17 protein-coding genes and 1 pseudogene are annotated in these 18,544 nt (G+C 42.0%); 16 read left to right on the top strand and 2 right to left on the bottom strand.

The window, feature by feature from the left end:
- Positions 1-455, bottom strand: a pseudogene (locus tag BN1067_RS09000) (IS5/IS1182 family transposase); the annotation flags it as partial.
- Positions 456-826: 371 nt separating this feature from the next.
- Between BN1067_RS09000 and BN1067_RS09005 the strand changes: the two are divergent.
- From BN1067_RS09005 to hxlB, 16 genes are all read left to right on the top strand, one after another.
- On the top strand, positions 827-1,672 hold the full coding sequence (locus tag BN1067_RS09005) for a MurR/RpiR family transcriptional regulator (RefSeq protein ID WP_053218544.1): 846 nt from the start codon (positions 827-829) through the stop codon (positions 1,670-1,672).
- A 16-nt stretch (positions 1,673-1,688) separates the two neighbouring features.
- Positions 1,689-2,762: a serine hydrolase domain-containing protein gene (locus BN1067_RS09010; protein ID WP_053218545.1), complete on the top strand. Its 1,074-nt coding sequence runs from the start codon at positions 1,689-1,691 to the stop codon at positions 2,760-2,762.
- Positions 2,763-4,322 carry an ABC transporter substrate-binding protein gene (locus BN1067_RS09015; RefSeq protein ID WP_053218546.1) on the top strand — a complete coding sequence of 520 codons (1,560 nt, stop codon included), beginning with the start codon at positions 2,763-2,765 and terminating at the stop codon, positions 4,320-4,322.
- A gap of 55 nt (positions 4,323-4,377) precedes the next feature.
- The gene (locus tag BN1067_RS09020; protein WP_053218547.1) at positions 4,378-5,322 is read left to right on the top strand and encodes an ABC transporter permease; all 945 of its coding nucleotides are present in this window, start codon (positions 4,378-4,380) and stop codon (positions 5,320-5,322) included.
- Between the two features lie 33 nt (positions 5,323-5,355).
- Positions 5,356-6,183, top strand: a complete 828-nt coding sequence (locus BN1067_RS09025; RefSeq protein WP_053218548.1) for an ABC transporter permease — start codon at positions 5,356-5,358, stop codon at positions 6,181-6,183.
- Positions 6,184-6,202: 19 nt separating this feature from the next.
- Positions 6,203-7,126, top strand: a complete 924-nt coding sequence (gene murQ / locus BN1067_RS09030) for an N-acetylmuramic acid 6-phosphate etherase (RefSeq protein ID WP_053218549.1) — start codon at positions 6,203-6,205, stop codon at positions 7,124-7,126.
- Positions 7,119-8,327, top strand: coding sequence for an anhydro-N-acetylmuramic acid kinase (locus BN1067_RS20175; RefSeq protein WP_053218550.1), 1,209 nt, complete (start codon positions 7,119-7,121; stop codon positions 8,325-8,327). The genes murQ and BN1067_RS20175 overlap by 8 nt, the downstream gene beginning before the upstream one ends.
- A complete protein-coding gene (locus tag BN1067_RS09040) occupies positions 8,324-9,310 on the top strand; it encodes an ABC transporter ATP-binding protein (RefSeq protein WP_053218551.1) in 987 nt (328 codons plus the stop codon). The genes BN1067_RS20175 and BN1067_RS09040 overlap by 4 nt, the downstream gene beginning before the upstream one ends.
- On the top strand, positions 9,303-10,283 hold the full coding sequence (locus BN1067_RS09045; RefSeq protein ID WP_053218552.1) for an ABC transporter ATP-binding protein: 981 nt from the start codon (positions 9,303-9,305) through the stop codon (positions 10,281-10,283). The genes BN1067_RS09040 and BN1067_RS09045 overlap by 8 nt, the downstream gene beginning before the upstream one ends.
- A gap of 216 nt (positions 10,284-10,499) precedes the next feature.
- Positions 10,500-11,582, top strand: a complete 1,083-nt coding sequence (locus tag BN1067_RS09050) for a LacI family DNA-binding transcriptional regulator (protein WP_267893603.1) — start codon at positions 10,500-10,502, stop codon at positions 11,580-11,582.
- A gap of 1 nt (position 11,583) precedes the next feature.
- Complete coding sequence (locus BN1067_RS09055; RefSeq protein ID WP_053218553.1) at positions 11,584-12,594, top strand: TRAP transporter substrate-binding protein; 1,011 nt, start codon at positions 11,584-11,586, stop codon at positions 12,592-12,594.
- Between the two features lie 403 nt (positions 12,595-12,997).
- Positions 12,998-13,492 carry a TRAP transporter small permease gene (locus BN1067_RS09060; protein ID WP_199868496.1) on the top strand — a complete coding sequence of 165 codons (495 nt, stop codon included), beginning with the start codon at positions 12,998-13,000 and terminating at the stop codon, positions 13,490-13,492.
- The gene (locus BN1067_RS09065) at positions 13,489-14,769 is read left to right on the top strand and encodes a TRAP transporter large permease (protein WP_053218555.1); all 1,281 of its coding nucleotides are present in this window, start codon (positions 13,489-13,491) and stop codon (positions 14,767-14,769) included. Before BN1067_RS09060 ends, BN1067_RS09065 begins: the two co-directional genes overlap by 4 nt.
- A gap of 79 nt (positions 14,770-14,848) precedes the next feature.
- Complete coding sequence (locus BN1067_RS09070) at positions 14,849-15,802, top strand: sugar kinase (RefSeq protein WP_053218556.1); 954 nt, start codon at positions 14,849-14,851, stop codon at positions 15,800-15,802.
- A gap of 24 nt (positions 15,803-15,826) precedes the next feature.
- Entirely contained in the window at positions 15,827-16,447 is a 621-nt protein-coding gene (gene hxlA / locus BN1067_RS09075; RefSeq protein ID WP_053218557.1) for a 3-hexulose-6-phosphate synthase, read from the top strand.
- Positions 16,444-17,007, top strand: coding sequence for a 6-phospho-3-hexuloisomerase (hxlB, locus tag BN1067_RS09080; RefSeq protein ID WP_324777874.1), 564 nt, complete (start codon positions 16,444-16,446; stop codon positions 17,005-17,007). Before hxlA ends, hxlB begins: the two co-directional genes overlap by 4 nt.
- 190 nt (positions 17,008-17,197) lie before the next feature.
- On the opposite strand, the gene BN1067_RS09085 is transcribed toward hxlB, so the two are convergent.
- A complete protein-coding gene (locus BN1067_RS09085) occupies positions 17,198-18,421 on the bottom strand; it encodes an ISL3 family transposase (RefSeq protein ID WP_110943399.1) in 1,224 nt (407 codons plus the stop codon).
- Positions 18,422-18,544 lie beyond the last annotated feature (123 nt).

Raw genomic sequence — 18,544 nt, forward strand, 5'->3', positions numbered from 1 at the left:
CAGGCATCAGGATCTTGAGACTCTTGTAATTCCAGTTGGTCATCTGTAATCGTCTCTTTCAGTAAGTTCAGAGGTTCTTTGATTTTGGGGATAAAAACGAGCTTTGGTTCCTTTTCAATGACTTCGACAAGACGTTCTGAATAGTCCAGCTCAGCTTCAAGCGTATCTTCGGTTGGTTTCAGGAAATTTTTCTTCATGGATTCATCGAGAGAATAAATCATTTTACGGACGTTCTTGGAACGGCTACGCAATACTTCTTGAGGGGATGTTTGATTGTATCGAGCCTTTGTGTGTGTCGCATTAAGGATGAGAGACTTCGATTGGATCACGCCTTTCTCAAGCGCGACCTCTACGGTTTTTCCAATCAGGAAATCTAAAAGGTTTGGATCTTTCAGACGTTTACGACGGAAGTAAGCTAATAAGCTGGGATCAATGACGTCATCTTCCGGTGCCATTTCCCCTCTGTTGATTCCACGATGAGCGTTCGGTGGTGACGCCTGCGGGAACAGCGCGAGCCGAAGATCCACTTGGTTAAGTGATCTTCTTGACCAAGTTAGCTGAGGCCGTGCCCGCGGCAAGCATCCACCGATAAGCGATTCGCGAGAATCAACAACAAACTTTAAAATCTCTTCTGGATTAGAAAGGACTTTTTCAGTGGCCTCCCTTTCGAGGGTGGTTTTTTGTAAACCTTAATATTAAGAAAATTTAAACAATATATTGACCGATGTCGTTTCTTCTATTAAAATGTAGTTTAACTACATAAAAAATATAAAAATATGAAATAAAACTCCGTACGACTGGCCGAGTATCATTGGGGGATTTAAGGATGAATGACGGGTTAGAAAGAATCAGACAAGGAATTACAACGTTGAAACCTTCAGAAAGAAAGGTAGCTCAATACATATTAAAAGATCCTGACAAAATATTAGCGATGCCTATCTCTCGACTAGCCAAAGAGTGCGAAGCTAGTGAAGCTACTATTATCCGAATGTGCAGATCCCTCCAATTTAAAGGGTTTCGAGAATTAAAATTAAGTATTTCTGCTTCCGTTAATAAAAGAGAGGGTCATTCAGAGAGATATCAAGACATTACTACATCTGCAAGCATGAAAGAAATTATTGAAGTTGTTTCGAATAATAATCTCCAATCAATCGAAGCTACCTTATCTGTCCTAAATGAGCACTCCATGGAAGATGCTGTTACAAAGATGGAAAATGCACGAAGAATTTTAGTTGTGGGCGTAGGGGCTTCTGCAATTGTGGCACAAGACTTTGAACAAAAATGTAAGAGAATCAACAAATGGTGTGAAGCTTTGACAGACAGTCATTCCCAACTCACCTCTGCTGTACACCTTACCAAGGAAGATGTAGTGCTGGCCGTTTCTTATTCAGGAGAAACGAAAGAGGTCATCGACACGATAAAAATAGCCCTTGAAAATAAGGCTACTGTAATTTCTATAACAAGTTATGGAAATAATGCAGTGCAAGGTTTAGCAGATGTGAATCTATTTGCTTCCAATCTTGAACAAAGCGTTAGAAGTGGAGCAACGGCTTCAAGGATTGCACAGCTCAATATAGTCGATATTTTGTTTACCGGATTAGCCTCTAAGAACTATCAAACATCAATTGCATTTTTAGATAAGACTAGAAATGTGATTCAAAACAGATTTTAATTTTTTGGAGGTTTTTATGGAAAAAATAGATCAGATATTTGAGCGATACCTCCAAAAAAAGTTCTTTTCAGGGGGAGTTTGCTCTATATCCATTAATGGGCAAGAAGCTTTTCTAAAAGCATACGGAAAAGCCGATACGGTTAAAAATAAGGTAATGAAAGCAACTACCATCTTTGATTTAGCCAGCATCACTAAGATTTTCACCACCACGATAATCCTGCATTTAGTCACTAACAAGAAAATTTCTCTTTCAACGACATTGAAACACTGCCTTCCTATTACATCACGACATTCCACATTAGCTAACATAACAATCAATCAGCTATTATCCCATTCATCCGGGTTGAAAGCTTGGCACCCTTTTTATACGAAATTACCCAACAATAATTTTTTTGAAGTACTTGCTGAGATAGATTTAATAGAAGAAAACAGACAAGAAGTTATGTATAGTGACTTAAACTTCATGTTATTAGGTGAAGTGATTAAAGAACAGACTAACGAAACTTTAGAAACAACTATACAGAAAATGATAAGAGAACCACTAGAATTATCCACCTTGACTTACCAGCCTTCAAGCCATTCCGATATTGCCGCTACAGAATATGGAAACAGAATAGAGATGAAAATGTGCGAGGATAGGAATCTAGTGTTTGATGGTTGGCGGCCAACTCACCAGCCAATCTCAGGCACTGTAAATGATGGGAACGCTTTTTACTTCTTTTCTGGTGAATCGGGGCATGCTGGTTTGTTCTCTAATATAGAAGACTTAATAAAGTTGGGAAATCTGTATATGAAGGGAGGCGTTTATAAAGGCAGGCAATTGATCAGTAAGGAACTGGTTGATTACAGCATCAGCCAGAGAGTCCACAATCGGGGGCTAGGTTGGGAAGTGAATGGGATCTTTCCTGAAGGTGCAGGCCATACAGGATTCACAGGGACAGCTATATGGATTGTACCAGAAAAACAGTTAACTGTAGTAATTCTTACGAACCGTCTTCATGTTGAAAAACCGAAAAACATCAATCCTTTTAGAAAAGAAATCGTTGAAACAGTGCTCAAGGAATTTGAAAAATTAAAGGGGGATTTATAAATGTTTATTAACAGAAAAAAGTGGCTGCTGTGTTTATTCCTTTTTATTTCGCTTATCGTTGCCGGATGTTCCTCTGATGAAACAGGAGGAGAAGAGAATACTGGAGAAGTAAAGGGAGAGACGGCTGAAGAACAAGTTTTGAATATTGCGAATGATCAGGAACCGGCAGGATTGGATCCGCACAAAACACCAGCACATTCTTCTATACGGGTTTACTCCCAAATTTACGAAGGTTTACTTACTTTTGATGAGAATATGGAAGTGAAAGGACAACTGGCAACAGATTGGGAGCAACCCGATGACACTTCTTATGTATTCCATCTGGTAGAAGGTGTTAAATTCCACAATGGCCGTGAAATGAATGCGGAGGATGTTGTTTACAGCTTTGAACGAATTCTGGATGAAGAAACTGCTTCCCATATCGCATCGTATTTTTCCAATATAGAAAAAGTCGAAGCGGAAGATGAGTATACGGTCAAATTTACTTTGAGTGAACCTGATGCAACGTTCCTTTCTTACTTAACCAACGCCAGTGCTGTCGTCATACCTAAAGAGGTGGTAGAAGAGAATGAAGACTTACAGCAAACAGCTGTAGGAACTGGACCATTTAAGCTGGAAGAATGGGTTCCCGATAACCATGTAACCTTAGTTAAAAATGAAGATTATTACATGGAGAATCAGCCGAAATTGGACCAAGTAGTTTATAGCACAATGAAAGAGGAATCTTCCAGGCTATCAGCTATCCGTACTGGAGAAGTAGACTTAACAACTTTATCTGCCAAATCTGCTTCCTTATTACAGGATCAAGATGGAGTAAATATTATGGATTATCAGTCTCTCGAATACAGTTATGTTGGATTCAATGTCGATAAAGAACCATTTAATAATGAAAAAGTCCGTCAAGCATTAAGTCTGGCCACTGACCGTCAAAGCATTGCAGATATAGTATGGGATGGCGATGCCGTCATTTCGGGTCCAGTAGCTCCTTCTATGGGAGATTGGGCAATAGATGTCACAGAGGAAGAGCTTTATCAAAGGGATTTAGAAAAAGCGAAAGAATTATTGGCGGATGCGGGTTATCCGGATGGTTTTAAGACAGTAATTACTACTGCCTCAACATATCCAGACATGGTGGATACAGCGCAACTCTTACAACAACAATGGAAAGAGATTGGGGTAGAAGCAGAGATCAACCAAATTGAATGGGGAGAGTACATTGACACATGGTCAAATACTTCTGCAGATATTCTGGTGGGGCGGAACGGCTCTGGGACGGATCCAGATCGTTCATTAAATTACTTCTTTAACACCGAAGGTTCTGCGAATGTGTGGAATTTTTCGAACGAAGAATATGATGAGCTAGTGGAAAAAGGAAGGCAAACGCTAGATAAAACAGAACGACAAGAGATTTATACAAAGGCACAAGAGCAAATTATTAATCTATCACCTAACCTATTTCTGGTTTCTCCTATGAATTATGTAGCTGTCAGAGACACTGTCGAAGGATTTACTCCTTACCCACATAATGGTGAGGAAATCGTAGAGGTTTATAAGAAGTGATTTTAGGGGCTGTTTTTACAGCCCTTCCTATTCTCTTGGTAGTGAGGGTGATTGAATGTACGCATACATAGCGAGACGTTTATTAATGCTCATCCCGGTATTATTTGGGGTTTCCGTTTTTATTTTTGTCATTATGAGAATCGTTCCAGGAGATGTGGCCATGACTATTCTGGGAACCGATGCTACCCCGGAATCCCTGCAACAGCTGCGGGAAGATTTCGGTTTAAACCTGCCGATTTATCAACAGTATGTTGAATGGATGGCAGGTGTTCTTACAGGAGACTTTGGTGAATCAATGAGAACAGGCAAAGAAGTTCTTCCTGACATCCTTAATCGTTTTAAATTAACATTTGAGTTAACCCTTATTTCAGCAATCATCTCCTGGATAATCGCTATTCCATTAGGAATAATTGCTGCTATAAAGAGAAACTCCAAAACAGATTTTGGAGTCCGGCTGATTTCTTTGTTAGGTGTATCCGTTCCTAACTTTGCTTTAGCCACCGTTTTAATTCTGGTTTTTGCTTTGTTCTTTTCCTATAGTCCGCCTGTGGGATATGTTGGATTCTTTGATGACCCTGCCACCAATTTGCAGATCATGATTCTCCCATCCTTTGTGTTGGGTACCGCGATGGCAGGAGCTGTCATGCGTATGACAAGATCCTCCATATTGGAAATTCTGCGTCAGGATTTTATTCGGACTATTAGAGCTAAGGGAGCAAGAGAAAGAGTGGTCATTTTTCAGCATGCGTTGCGGAATGCGATGATTCCGATTCTTACCATCATTGGGATGCAAATCGGTACCCTTTTGGGAGGAACAGTTATCATCGAACAAATTTTTTCTCTGCCCGGCTTAGGCCAACTTGTTCTAACGGCTATTACGCAAAGAGATTTTACAGTAGTCCAGGGAGCAGTTCTTTTTATTGCATTTGTATTTGTATTGATCAACCTGCTAGTTGACCTTCTTTATTCTTATCTGGATCCAAGGATAACGTACAAATAAGGATTGGAAAGAATCAGGGAAAAGAGTGATGAGATGAAAAATTTTTGGGGAAGATTGAAAAAAGATAAAGTCGGTTTAATAGGATTTCTGGGAATCTTTGTCGTTATAATAATTGGTTTACTCTCACCAGTTATCGCCCCCTATAGTCCGGAACAGATGTTTACCGACCATACCATGGAAGGTCCCAGCAAACAATTCATTTTTGGAACTGATGAATTTGGCCGCGATATATTTTCAAGGATTGTTTATGGAACGCAAGTATCATTAAAAGTGGGAATCATAGCGGTAGGAATTGGAGCGGGCTGTGGGTTGATATTCGGTTTGATTAGTGGATACTTTCAAGGAAAAGTAGATCAGGTGATTATGAGAATTATGGACGTCTTTTTTGCTTTTCCTGATATTTTACTTGCCTTGGCCATAGTCGCGGTTTTGGGCCCTAGTTTAACGAATACCATGATAGCGATAGGCATTGTCTTTACTCCCGTATTTACCCGGACAGTTAGGGCAGCAGTTATCGCTGTGAAAGAGAATGAGTATATTACAAGTGCTGTGGCGATAGGTGTATCTCCATTAAATATTATTTTCAAGCATATAACACCAAACATACTTGCTCCTTTTATCGTCCAAATTACCCTGGCTTTATCTGGAGCAATACTGACAGAAGCGGCCTTAAGCTTCTTAGGTTTGGGTATTCAACCTCCAAATCCTTCATGGGGAGTAATGCTTGACGCAAGCCGGACTTATATGGAGTTCGCTCCATGGACGATTTTATTCCCTGCAGGCGCGATCGTATTCACCATCTTTTGCTTCAATCTTTTTGGAGATAGTTTAAGAGATATTTTAGATCCTAAAATGAAATAGTACACGAGGAGCGTTGCGTATGGACGTGAAAAAAAGCCATCTTGTTACTGAGGAGACCAATCGATTAAGCAGAAACATTGATGAAATGAGCACAGAGGAAATATTGACACTCATAAATGAGGAAGATAACTCCGTTGCTTCGGCAGTAAAACAACAAATACCTAATATCCAAAGCGCAGTTGACTTAATTGTTGCAAGTATTAAAAACGGTGGCCGCTTGTTTTATGTCGGTGCAGGGACAAGTGGGAGATTAGGAGTTTTGGATGCATCTGAATGTCCACCAACATACAACACGCCACCTAACTTGGTGAAAGGATTAATTGCAGGAGGATACTATGCGCTTGTTCATTCCCTTGAAGGAGTGGAAGATGATGAAAATCAAGCCGCTGTTGATTTGTCTGAAGAAGAACTGTGCTCCAAGGACATAGTTGTCGGAATCGCTGCAAGCGGCTCTACACCTTATGTTATAGGGGCTTTAAAGCATGCAGGATTAATGGATGCAAGCACTGTAAGTATTTCATGTAACCCTGCCTCTGTTATTTCCAATTATGCGGATGTTGCTATTGAGGCTGTAACAGGACCCGAAGTTGTGACAGGTTCAACGAGAATGAAAGCAGGAACAGCACAAAAAATGGTGTTGAATATGTTAAGCACAACAACGATGGTGAAACTTGGAAAGGTCTATCAGAACTATATGGTGGATCTTCAGGCAACAAATGAAAAATTGAGAAGAAGGGCTTGTCGTATTGTAAGTAAATTGGCTTCTGTATCGGAACCTGTAGCACATGCTACCTTGCTGGAATCGGAATGGAGCATAAAAGAAGCCTTAATCATGCTCGAGACAAACCTAAGTAGAAGTGCTTCCCGAAAATTTCTCCGTGAAAACAATGGATTGGTAGTACAAGCGATTAATTCAGCAAGACAGGGGTGGGATTATGAATAAACAATTAGGGGTCGGCTTAATGTCAGGTACTTCTCTTGATGGCATAGACGCTGTACTGATAGAAATAGAAGGAGTTTCACCCGACACGCGAGTTAGGTTAGTAGAGTCTTTATCCCATGAATACGATCCAGAAATAAGACAAGCACTAAAAGAATTATGTGATCCGGAGACAGCATCACTAGAAAAAATTTGTTCCATGAATATGTTTTTGGGAAAAGAGATGGGAAAGATAGTCAACGACCTATTAAACAAAGCGAATATAGGTAAAGAAGATGTTCTTTTTGTCAGTTCCCATGGTCAAACAATTTTTCACAAGCCAACAGGTGGAAAAAATGTAACAGATGTGCCTGGTACTTTGCAAATAGGAGATTTGTCGATGTTATCAGAAGTAACAGGAATAACCGCTGTTGGAGATTTCCGAACCGCAGATATGGCTGCAGGTGGACAGGGAGCTCCTCTGGTATCGTTTGTCGATTATATTCTTTTTAATAATCACGAACGTTCCAGGGCCATTCAAAATATTGGCGGAATTGGAAATGTTACATATATACCAAGAAATGCAAAGAGAGATCAGATAATGTCTTTTGACACTGGGCCCGGAAATATGGTAATAGATGAGGTTGTTTATAGAATAACAGAAGGAAAGCAAGCTTATGATAAAGATGGGGCGATTGCTTACAGTGGAGAAGTGAATCAGAAATTATTGGAGAAGCTTATGGAGCAACCATATCTTTCAATGGAACCTCCTAAGACTACTGGCCGTGAGCTTTTTGGAAGTTCCTTTGTAGATTCTATTATGAGGGAGACCGATGATTTGCGTCAGGAAGATATTGTGGCTACAGTTACCGCCTGGACTGCTAAAACAATAGCCGACGGGTACTCCCGTTTTATTGAATCCTCGAATAACGTAATCGATGATGTTGTGATAGGCGGAGGTGGCAGCTACAATCCATTTTTAATGGAGCAGCTGCGTCGGTATCTCCCGAACAAAACAGTTTACAAGCATGAGGATTTCCAACTATCCAGTGATTTTAAGGAAGCTATTGCCTTTGCCATTCTAGGTTTTCACAGTCTATGTGGCCAGTACAACCAAATCCCGTCTGCCACTGGAGCAGATCATCCTGTAATAATGGGCAAAATCTCGCATACTCAGCCACTATCATTTCTCCGATTGAACGCTTTAAGGAGGGATCTGCCGTGAGTTCGTTGCTTGAAATTAGAGATCTTTCCATAGATTTGCATGCAGATCGTAAAAAATTCAATGTGATCAATAGCATCAACCTTACAATAGATAAAAAGCAAAAATATGGAATTGTTGGTGAATCAGGAAGCGGAAAGAGTTTAACTTCTCTTTCCATTATGGATTTACTTCCAGATGCTCTTGCTATTAGTGATGGGAACATACTATTGGATGGAGAAAAAGACTTAACGAAACTCTCCAAAAAAGAATTGTTGAAAATCAGAGGAAATGAAATTTCGATGATTTTTCAGGAACCGATGACTGCTTTGGATCCCCTTTATCCCATAGAGCATCAAATAATGGAGGTATTGAAGTTTCACGGAAGTTATAGCAAAAAGCAAATGAGGCAGTTGGCTGTGGAGATGCTGGAAAAGGTAGGGATACCGAGGCCTCATCAGTTGATGAAAGAATACCCCCACCAATTGTCTGGAGGAATGAGACAAAGAATCATGATTGCTATTGCGCTAATTTGTCATCCAAAGCTTCTTATTGCGGATGAACCAACGACGGCACTGGATGTAACCATTCAAGCGCAAATTCTTGATTTGATGAATGAACTTACGGATACCTATGATACTTCTATTTTAATGATCACTCATGATCTGGGGGTCATAGCGGAAACATGTGAGAGGGTTGCCGTAATGTACTCTGGCGAAGTAGTGGAGGAAGCAGCTGTAACAACGTTATTTAAAAATCCAACCCATCCTTATACGGTGGGATTGCTTGAATCAGTGAAATCACTAGGGGACAAATCGAAAAAATTATATTCTATACCAGGTAATGTTCCATCACCCAAGCAATTGACAGGAGGATGCCGTTTTGCTTCCAGGTGTCCTCATGTAATGGAAATCTGTCATAGCCAAGCCCCACCATTGTTTTCAGTAGATGCAGATCATAAGAGTAAATGTTGGCTATACGGGGAGGAGGAAGTAGTCAATGGGTGATCAACCAGCAGTTCTGGAAGTGAAAAATCTTAAAAAGTATTTTCCTGTAAAAGAAGGAATATTTAAAAGAACGAAAGGCCATGTGAAAGCTGTTAATGATATAAGTTTTGAAGTTCAAGAACATGAAACCTTCGCTTTAGTAGGAGAAAGCGGCTGCGGGAAATCCACTACGGGGCGTTCTATTTTAAGAATCTTAGAACCTAGCGAGGGGGAGGTTTTCTTTAAAGGGGTAAATCTATTAGATTACTCGAAAAGAGAATTTCGAAAAATAAGAAAGGATTTACAGCTTATTTTTCAGGATCCCTACAGTTCACTGAATCCGAGAATGACTGTGAAAAAATTGCTTTTGGAACCGTTGCTTACACATGGAATCACAAACAAAAAGGAAGCAGAACAAAAAGTTATAGAAATTGCAGAAAGAGTAGGACTCTCGAGAGAACAAATTAATCGGCATCCTCACGAATTCAGCGGGGGACAACGTCAACGAATCAGCATTGCCCGTGCTCTGATTCTTCACCCCCAGCTGGTCATTTTAGATGAGGCGGTGTCTGCACTTGATGTGTCCATACAAGCTCAGATTTTAAATCTTTTGATCGAGTTGCAAAAAGATTTAAAACTAACCTATGTATTTATCTCACATGATTTAAATGTGGTGAAGCATATAAGTGACCGAGTAGGTGTCATGTATTTGGGCCAAATGATGGAACTGTCCAATACTGAAGATTTGTATCACAACCCGCTGCATCCCTATACACAATCTCTTCTTTCCGCTATCCCTTCACATGATCCGTCTGTTAAAAAGGAAAGGATTATATTAAAGGGGGATGTACCTGATCCGGCTAATCCGCCCTCTGGTTGTCCGTTTCATTTGAGATGCCCAAAGGCACACAAGAGATGTACTTTAGAAAAACCAGCATTCTTGGAAAAAGAATCAAATCATTGGGTTGCCTGTCATCTTTATGATCAGGAATAGCTATTTCGGTTTTTAAAACCATCCTTTTGAGGGTGGTTTTTTTGTTGAAATTAAATATCCCTTGTTATAGATACTATGACTGACTAACGTTACCCCCTACACTTTTTGTTTTTTCGACAAATTTAGCAATCTATTGATTTTACCGGTTGTAATTTGAATGCGTTTACATTATACTCAAACTAAATCGATTTACTAAACCGTTTTATTAAAAAGCGGTTGCTAATCTTTTACACTACCTTTTTCAAGTACAGGGGTAAGGGAGAGGGGGGCAGGGTTATAAAAACAGTCACGATAAAGGATGTCGCAAGAAAAGCTGGCGTGTCACCTAGCACGGTTTCCCAGTTTGTGAACAAGCGATATCATTATATGGGGGAAAAAACAAAAAAGAAAGTGGCCGAAGCCATTGAGGAACTAGGTTTTCATCCGAACACAGTGGCCAGAAGCTTGAAACAAAAGAAAACGCTTACGATAGGCGTGATTATCTCTAATATTTTGCATCGGTATTCCACTGTCGTCAGCAGGTCGATTGAAGACTATTGTTACAACTATGAATATCATACGATTATCTGCAATGCCGATGATGATCCGGAAAAAGAGCAAAAATACGTGGAAATGCTTCTGGCCAAGCAAATAGACGGTTTGATCGTCGTCCCGACGAATTACAATCGTGAGCTTTATCAAAGGTTGAAAGAACGAAATATTCCGGTCGTATTTTTAGACCGTTATATCGATGACCTTGAAATCCCGACAGTGGTTGTAGATAATCAGAAAATCACCGAACAAGCGATCAACCATTGGATTGAAGCAGGTCATAGGCGGATTTCCTTGATAACGGCTCCGTTGAAGGTTAGTACAAGAAGGGAAAGAGTCGAAGGGTATAAGCAAGCGTTACAACAGGCGGATATTCCGATAAACGATGCCTACCTTCATCATGTCGAGATGGACGATGTCTTTGAAGTTTGTAAGGAGATGCTGGAACTTGAAGAGCCTCCGACAGCTATTTTGGCAGCCAGTGACCTCGTTTTGATTGAACTGGTGAAATTTATTAAGCAACAGCACATACAGGTTCCGGAGGATTTGGCGGTCATGGTATTTGATGAAGTACATCTGGCAGAACTGCACGAACCACCTATTACAACTATCAATCAACCATTCTATGAAATGGGCCAGAAAGCAGCAAGCCTGCTAATGGATTTGATCGACCACAAACCAGTGGAAGATAAAAAGTATGTGTTCGAAGCGACAATCAATATTAGGGAATCGAGCGAAACAAAAATATTAGACAAAGGGGTAATGTAAGATGAAAAAGCGATTAGGAGTTATTTTTTCTGCACTAATCTTATCGGTTATGACAGCATGCGGAGGCACAGAAACGGAAAACAGCAATGCTGCTGAAAATGGAAGCGTTAACTTGATTGCAGCTACACAGTTGGATGCAGATAGTCCGTTTGCTACAGGCTTTGAAAAATTTAAAGAAGTGATTGAGTCAGAAACCGATGGGGATGTAACCGTTGAAATCCACACGGACGGCGCTTTAGGCGGTAATGAAGATGAATTGGTGCAAAACCTGGAATCTGGATCCGTTGATTTGGTAGCAGCTTCTCCTGGATTCATGACCCAAGCGGTTCAGGACGTAGATTTCTTCGCGCTTCCTTACCTATTTGAAAGTCGTGACCATTGGAAAAAAGTTGTGGATGGAGAAGTTGGGGAAACCATTTTTAACAGAATCGAAGAAAATACCTCTTTCAAAATGCTTGGTTACTGGTCAGCAGGTGTGCGAAACTATTACGGCTTCAAACCGATTGAAAAGCCGGAAGATTTGAAAGGCGTAAAAGTACGTGTGCAAAATTCACCTGTCGTTCAAGACACTTGGAAAGCATTTGGTGCACAGCCGGCTAACGTAGCTTGGAATGAAATGTATCAAGCGTTACAAAACAAAGTAATCGACGCAGCAGAAAATGACTTTACCAATATCTATCAAGCAAGTCACTATGAACAGGCAAAATATATTTCCGAAACTGAGCATGATTTCACCACGCGTCTTTTCTTCACTGCTGACAGAGTTTACGACCAATTGAACGATGAACAGAAAACAGCATTTGATAAAGCGGCTGAAGAAGCTACGAAAGCAGCACTTGAAGCTGACGATCAACTAGCAGAAGAATCGTTGAAGGCAATGGAAGACGAAGGGGTAGAAGTCTACGAAGTTGATAAGCAACCATTTATTGATGCAACAGAACAGATCAGACAAGATGCAGTTAAAAAGCTTGGTATGGAAGACTTGTATCAAATCGTACAGGAATTGAAATAAGCTCATCTTGGGCAAGTTCAATAAGAAAACAAAGGGGTTCAATAAACAGTTCAAATAAAAAACCAAACACCCGCTGCCCCGCATTACAAAGTTGTTGGGGGACAACCAGAAATGCAGGCGGCTGCTGGAAATAGAGGAACAAAGATGGAGTTGGGGGACAGTCCCTACCACGAGAACTCTTGCATGATTTGCTCTAGTGGAGGACTTCCGGGGACTGACCCCATTCCACCAATTTGAAGCTTGGAAAAAGAGCGAAATGCTGAAATGGCGGCTTTTTTACAGGAGTGGGGACTGACCCCGGAGCAGGGTGAATTAGCGTGGAACAGCATTAGGGGACTGACCCCATAAATCTCTATAGGGGATGCGCTTGGTGGGTTGGTTTTTAGATGGAGGGGTGTTTTGGGTGAAGAAATGGATTAATGGGTTAGCAAAGGTTCAATTAGTATTGGCGGCAATCTTCTTTATCATCTTTATGGTGTGTGTCATCCTACAGGTTGCCTCCCGTTATATTCCGGGTATCTCCGTGTTTTGGGCGGCCACGATTGCAACTTATTCCTTTATTTGGATGGTCTTTTTCGGAGCGGCAATTACCTTACGCGAGAAGGAGCATTTCAAGCTGACGATTTTACTGGATAAGTTGAAAGGGTTGCCGTTATTGGTCCTGCAGGTCATTATCCAGGTGATCTTGATCTGGTTCGGTTATATTATGGTTTCCGATGGTTATGAAATCAGTCAGCAATTCTGGGGTTGGACGGTTAACAGCATGCCGCAGTTGAAGCAGGGGTATATGTGGCTGGTACTGCCGATTACCGGTGTGACGTTCATGATTTATGCATTGGAAAGCCTTGTCGAGGAATTCAACAAATACCGCAGAGATAAAGGAGGGTATCAAGCATGACAGGTCTATTGCTCGTTCTGCTGTTTGCTGTTTTACTGATTATCGGATTGCCGATCGCATTTGTCATCGCTGTGACGGCTTACGTAGGAATAGCCATGCTTGATACTATTCCGATGACTACGGTAGTTCAGCGGATGTTTTCCGGACTTGATTCTTTCATCCTTCTGGCGGTTCCGTTATTTATTCTTGCCGCCAACATCATGAACCAAGGAAAAATTTCCGATATGCTGATCAAGTTCGCTGTTTCACTTGTAGGACATATTAAAGGCGGACTCGCACAGGCAAACATTGTTGTTTCCATGTTTTTTGGGGGGATCTCCGGGGCTTCCACAGCTGATACGGCCGGAGTCGGAAAAATCCTTATCCCGAACATGCTGCGGGAAAATTACAGCAAGGAAACCTCTGTGGCAGTAACCGCCGCATCTTCAACGATGGGGATGATCATTCCGCCAAGTATTCCGATGGTAATCTACGGAAGTATCGCCAATGTATCCGTAGGAAAGATGTTCATGGCCGGTATTATACCAGGACTTGCAATCGGGCTTGCGCAAATGATCTTTGTGAACTTCATCGCGAAAAAGCATGGCTATCCAAGTCACCAGCGAATGAAGGTTGGCGAGGTACTAAAAGAAGGTATGAAAAGCTTGCCGCCGCTAATGACACCGATCATTATTTTGGGTGGAATCGTCGCAGGTATCGTTACACCGACAGAAGCGGCGGTCATTGCTTGTATCTATGCTTTTATTCTTTCCTTTTTCTTTTATCGCACCATCAAGATAAAAGACATGATGCCAATTCTATATGACACATTAAAGCTAAGCTCGCTTACATTGTTTGCTTTGTCAGCTGCTAGTGCATTAGGACGTCTGATCAGCTATTACAATTTGCCGGTTGTTATCGGTAATTTCTTCACCCAATATATGCCGTATAAATGGTTGTTCATCGTTGCGGTTATCCTTTTATTCTTGTTGATTGGCATGATTCTCGATACGGTTCCGGCTATCATCTTGTTTGTCCCTATCGTTTTGCCGACTGCGTTGAATTTGGGAGTGGACCCCATTCATATCGGAGTCGTGATAATGATGTGTTTGGCCATTGGATTGGTAACACCGCCATATGGGTTATGCCTTCTGTTGGCAAGCCAGATAGCGAAGCTGCAAATCGGAAAATCATTTCGTGCAGTCTTACCGTATATCGGGATTATTCTAGTAGTCATTTTGCTTATAGCATTTGTCCCGGCCATCTTTATGTGGCTGCCGACGATGTTTGACATTTAAATAGAAAATGGAAAGCAGCCAAGCGCACCGGGCGTCAGTTCGGCTGCTTTTCTACTTTCAGAAAAAGGAAGTGTTTTACATGCTGGACGTATTAACAATTGGAGACGGGATGATCACCTTCAATCCCAAAAATACAGGACCGATGCGGTTCGTGAATGAGTTTGAGAGAAAAGTGGGCGGAGCAGAGCTGAATTTTGCTGTCGGCTGTGCCAGGCTTGGAATGCACAGCGGCTGGATTAGCCGTGTGGGGAAGGATGAGTTTGGAAAATACATCCTTAACTTCATGCGCGGGGAAGGGGTAGATGTGACAGAAGCAAGGCTTGTCGAGGGGTACCCAACTTCACTCAATTTTAAAGAAATCCGAGACTCCGGAGAAGGCAAAACGTTTTATTATCGGGAGAAATCACCGACCGAAACGATGACGTTGGACGATATAGACGAAGCCTATATCAAACAGGCGAAAATCCTGCATGTCACAGGGGTATTCCCGGCAATATCCGAAAAAAATATAGACTTGATCAGAAAAGCGATATCGCTTGCCAAGAAACACGGTTTAAAGGTTTCGTTTGATCCGAATATCAGACTGAAGCTTTGGAGCGAAGAAAAAGCGAGGGACGTACTGAAATCGTTTCTTCCAGATGTCGATATCCTGTTGGCCGGAATTGAAGAGTTAAGCTTTCTGTTTGAAATAGAAGAGGAGGAAGCAGGATTGGTCGAGCAGCTGCGTCCTTATGAAATCGAAGCCATTGTCATTAAAAAAGGGGCTGAAGGCAGTGTTGGATACATGAACGGTCAGCGCTTTCAAGTTCCCGGGTTTCCCGTAGGAAAAGTGGTTGATACCGTCGGAGCCGGTGATGGTTTCGATGCAGGTTTTATCTATGCCTGGAATCAAAACTGGAAACCGGAACGAATGCTGACGTTTGCCAACGCAGTTGGTGCGCTTGTTGTTTCCGTAGCTGGTGACAACGAAGGATTGCCTGACTTGGATGAAGTATTGGAAAAGATAGGAGAGAAAAAAAGGGTTGAGCGGTAGCACACAAAGGAGGAGTGTTGGAGGATGAAATTGCAGGTTGCCTTGGATCGACTGCCGTGGGAAGAATGTTTTTCGGTAATCGCTTCGGTAAAAGATTCCGTTGATTATATCGAAATCGGAACGGGAGTCATCAAAGAATTTGGGATAGAAATAATCAAAGAGATGAAACGAACCTATCCGGATAAAACACTGGTTGCAGACATGAAAATTTGCGATGCAGGCAAGCATGAAACGGCACTTGCATTGGATGCAGGAGCAGACATTGCCACCGTCATGGGATTCGCCCCACTACAGACAATCAAGGATTGTATAGAAGTCGCCAATCACGCGGACAAACAGATCATGGTCGATTTGCTTGGAATCCGTAGCCGCGACAAGGTAGATCAACTTGTGGAGAGTGGGGCAGACTTGCTCTCCTTGCATATAGGCAAAGATGAGCAGAAAACCGGTGGACTGGATGCCGGACATTTTGATTTGGTGGAAGGACTGACAGGTGTCCAAACTGCTGTCGCAGGAGGAATTAATCAGGACAGCTTGCCAGCATTTCTTAAGTATCAGCCGGATGTAATCATTGTCGGAAGTGCGATCACGAAAGCAGCGAACCGGGAAGAAGCGGCAAAAACGATTAAAGGGATGATCAAATGAAGGATATGTCAGCAATTATCGATACGATCGGAAAAGAAATAACCGGCGTTCTTGCACGGATTGACCAGGATAGCGTCAAGCAACTGGCAGAAGAATTGAACAGTGCAAGGCGGATTTTTGTCGATGGGGAAGGACGTACAGGACTGATGGGAAAAGCTTTTGCCATGCGGCTGATGCACGCCGGCTTTCCTGTGTATGTCGTAGGAGAGACCATCACGCCAAGTATAGCGGACGGTGACTTGTATGTTGCATTGTCAGGATCTGGGTCGACCGGCGGTACGTTCACGAAAGCCGAAAAAGTACGGGAAGTTGGTGCTAAGGTAGCAGCAGTTACTGCCAATCCTGAATCACCGTTGAGCAAGCTGGCTGACCATGCTATCTACCTTCCGACAGCAACAAAAAAACGGCTCCCGTATGAACCTGATACGATCCAGCCGCTAGGTAATCAATTTGACCAAACGTTGCATTTAGTGTTGGACGCTTCTGTCATCTATGCGATGGAAACGTTTAAAAATACAAATCATGAAGCACTTAAACAACAGCATACCAATTTGGAATAGAGGACAGCAAAGGGACTATCTAACTGGTAGTCCTTTCTTATTGTATTTTTTTTGAAAAGGGAAAGTTTTTTGAGGGTGTGAAGGATTTTACTAGCACGAAGCCAACTTAGATAAAAGAAAAATCGGAAGCAGATGTAAAAAAAAGGGTTCTACGTCAAATGTTGGGGTGGGAGAAATTTGCTCCTACTCCTTAACCCACTTGAAAGCCCCTGAATTCCTTCAGTTGATGATGTAATAACACTTTCGTTCTTAAGCGATCGTAACGACGAAACCCAAAAGCATTCCGTTTGATGACTTTCGTTTGGTTGTTCAATCCTTCAATAAACCCATTGCTATAATCGAGCGCAAAGCTATTCAGAATCTCTGTCTGCCAATTCTTCAAGGTGCCAATCGCTTGTAGATATTCTTCCATACCACTTTGCTTCACTCGGTCATAATACTGATACAATCGTTGTTTTACATAGCCAATATCGGTTTTCCCCATTGCTTTTGCCTCTTCAAACCAGCTGCGAAAAGCCTCTTTCAGCTTATAGGCGACTCGTAGTTCATCCGATAGATCGAGGTATCGGTTCAGATACCAGCGCTGCTTCTCGGTTAGTTCCTCCTGCTTCTTGTAAAAGATATGTTTCATCCGTTTACACTTTTTCCGGTCGTATTCATGGAAGTTCTTTTGGACTCGCCTGCGCACCTTTTCCAAAGCCCAATAAATATACCGACAAAAATGGAAACGATCGGCCACAATGATGGGGCTTCCCACCGCCTTCCGGACAGCTGACTTAAAACTATAGCTCATGTCCATGATGACCTTCCGGACATTACCCCCTTTTTCCCGAAGGTACTGCTTGACGGTTTTGACGGATCGATCAGGCAGGATATCTATTGGATTTCCGGTCTCTCCATCGCCAATGATGACCTGGTATTTCCCCGCATTGGTATCGCCTTTATATTCATCAATCGCAATCACTTCTGGAAGCTCTTCCACCTCTTGAAGTTCTGGTGTGGCCACCTGATCGAACCGGCGAATGGCTGTAGCTTGTGAGGTACGGAACTGCGCAGCGGTATCCTTGAAGTTCATCCCCTGGATCACCCGAAGGCCAAGTGCCTGGTTCCACTCTCTTGAATGACGCTGATAACGGTCCACCATCGGATTGGCTTCTGCGAATCGTTTACCACAGGAACAGGCATAGCGTCGTTTGCGGTAAAACAAATAGGTGGTTCGTTCAAATACCTTTAAGTGCTGGATTTTCTGTATTCGGTAATCATGAACGCGGGAAGTCTGGTTACCACACGCCGGACAGGTTTGCGCCTGCCTGGGCATCTCCACCTCTATGTGGTAAGCTCCCTCCACCTCTTCTACTTTCTTGATAGAAACACTTTCTAATCCGGGTAATGTCATGTTAGAATGCATGTACACACAACTCCTATCTGCTTGTTTCTTAGTCAATTCAAGTGTAGTAGAGATAGGAGCTTGTGTGTATTTTTTATGCGGAATTTTTCTAAAACCCCAACAAATATTGTAGAGCCAAAAAAAGAGAGC

Origin of the sequence: Virgibacillus senegalensis, assembly GCF_000821245.2 — a bacterium.
GTDB lineage: Bacteria > Bacillota > Bacilli > Bacillales > Amphibacillaceae > Sediminibacillus > Sediminibacillus senegalensis.

Bases quoted from the DNA above. Each gene is read 5' to 3' on its own strand.
- BN1067_RS09005 (WP_053218544.1), top strand. From the start codon at position 827: ATGAATGACGGGTTAGAAAGAATCAGACAAGGAATTACAACGTTGAAA.
- BN1067_RS09010 (WP_053218545.1), top strand. From the start codon at position 1,689: ATGGAAAAAATAGATCAGATATTTGAGCGATACCTCCAAAAAAAGTTC.
- BN1067_RS09015 (WP_053218546.1), top strand. From the start codon at position 2,763: ATGTTTATTAACAGAAAAAAGTGGCTGCTGTGTTTATTCCTTTTTATT.
- BN1067_RS09020 (WP_053218547.1), top strand. From the start codon at position 4,378: ATGTACGCATACATAGCGAGACGTTTATTAATGCTCATCCCGGTATTA.
- BN1067_RS09025 (WP_053218548.1), top strand. From the start codon at position 5,356: ATGAAAAATTTTTGGGGAAGATTGAAAAAAGATAAAGTCGGTTTAATA.
- murQ (WP_053218549.1), top strand. From the start codon at position 6,203: ATGGACGTGAAAAAAAGCCATCTTGTTACTGAGGAGACCAATCGATTA.
- BN1067_RS20175 (WP_053218550.1), top strand. From the start codon at position 7,119: ATGAATAAACAATTAGGGGTCGGCTTAATGTCAGGTACTTCTCTTGAT.
- BN1067_RS09045 (WP_053218552.1), top strand. From the start codon at position 9,303: ATGGGTGATCAACCAGCAGTTCTGGAAGTGAAAAATCTTAAAAAGTAT.
- BN1067_RS09055 (WP_053218553.1), top strand. From the start codon at position 11,584: ATGAAAAAGCGATTAGGAGTTATTTTTTCTGCACTAATCTTATCGGTT.
- BN1067_RS09065 (WP_053218555.1), top strand. From the start codon at position 13,489: ATGACAGGTCTATTGCTCGTTCTGCTGTTTGCTGTTTTACTGATTATC.
- BN1067_RS09070 (WP_053218556.1), top strand. From the start codon at position 14,849: ATGCTGGACGTATTAACAATTGGAGACGGGATGATCACCTTCAATCCC.
- hxlA (WP_053218557.1), top strand. From the start codon at position 15,827: ATGAAATTGCAGGTTGCCTTGGATCGACTGCCGTGGGAAGAATGTTTT.
- hxlB (WP_324777874.1), top strand. From the start codon at position 16,444: ATGAAGGATATGTCAGCAATTATCGATACGATCGGAAAAGAAATAACC.